The 1,116-nt window shown below is 40.5% G+C and carries 1 protein-coding gene; it reads right to left on the bottom strand.

All coding sequences use genetic code 11. The features are described from left to right. Positions 1-166: 166 nt before the first annotated feature. A partial coding sequence (gene rpoN / locus AC1DPZ_RS27740; RefSeq protein ID WP_477409601.1) for an RNA polymerase factor sigma-54 occupies positions 167-1,116 on the bottom strand: 950 nt, incomplete at its 5' end.

Genomic DNA, 1,116 nt, shown 5'->3' on the forward strand with positions numbered 1-1,116 from the left:
GATATGCAGATGATTGAGCTTCGGATGTGCAGRTATGCAGWTTTCAAATGTGCAGATGATTGAGCTTCAAATGTGCAGATAATTTAAAATGGTAAATCAAATTATTTCCATCTACATCTATTTATTATTTTCAAATCTGCACATCTGTAATTTGAAATCTGCACATTTACAGCTCTCTTCTTAATCTTGCAACGGGGATGTTCATTTGCTCGCGGTATTTGGCTACTGTACGGCGGGCTATGTTGTAGCCGGCATCTTTTAGTATATCGGTAAGTTTTTCATCAGCCAGCGGGTGGCGTTTGTCCTCGTTGCCAATGTGTTCTTCCAGTATCTTTTTAACTTCTTTGTTTGAAACTTCTTCGCCGCTTTCTGTTTGAATTGCTTCCGAGAAGAAGGACTTTAACAGGAAAGTACCAAACTCGGTTTGTACGTATTTTGAGTTGGCCACCCGCGATACGGTAGAAATATCCATATTTATCCTGTCGGCAATATCCTTCAGGATCATGGGTTTTAAATTTTTATCATCGCCTGTCAGGAAAAATTCGTACTGGTACTGCATAATGGCGTTCATTGTTTTTAGTAAAGTTTGCTGACGCTGTTTAATGGCATCAATAAACCATTTTGCCGAATCGAGCTTTTGCTTTACAAACTGCACTGCCTCCTTTAGTTTTTTATCCTTTTGTGCAGCTTTGTCATAATGCTGAAACATCTCCTGGTATGATCTGCTTACGCGCAGTTCGGGAGCATTTTTGGAGTTTAGTGTAAGTATTAATACACTATCATTATTGATGATATGAAAATCGGGTATCACCTGCATTTGCTTGGTGTTCACCTCGTTTGAATCGCCCGGTTTTGGGTTTAGCTTTAAAATTTCGTTGATAACACCACGTAACTCGTCAGAGTCCATGTTTAATGATTTTTCCAGCTTATCATAATGCTTGCGGGTAAATTCATCAAGATACTGTTCAACAACAATAATGGCTTTTTTGATGATGGGGTCGTTAGGATCCTTTTTGCGGAGTTGGATCAGCAGGCATTCCTGCAGGCTGCGTGCGCCTACACCAGCCGGGTCAAAACCCTGTATCACCTTCAGCATGTCCTCAACCTCTTCATCCT

Source organism: Mucilaginibacter sp. P4_G9 (assembly GCF_056400985.1).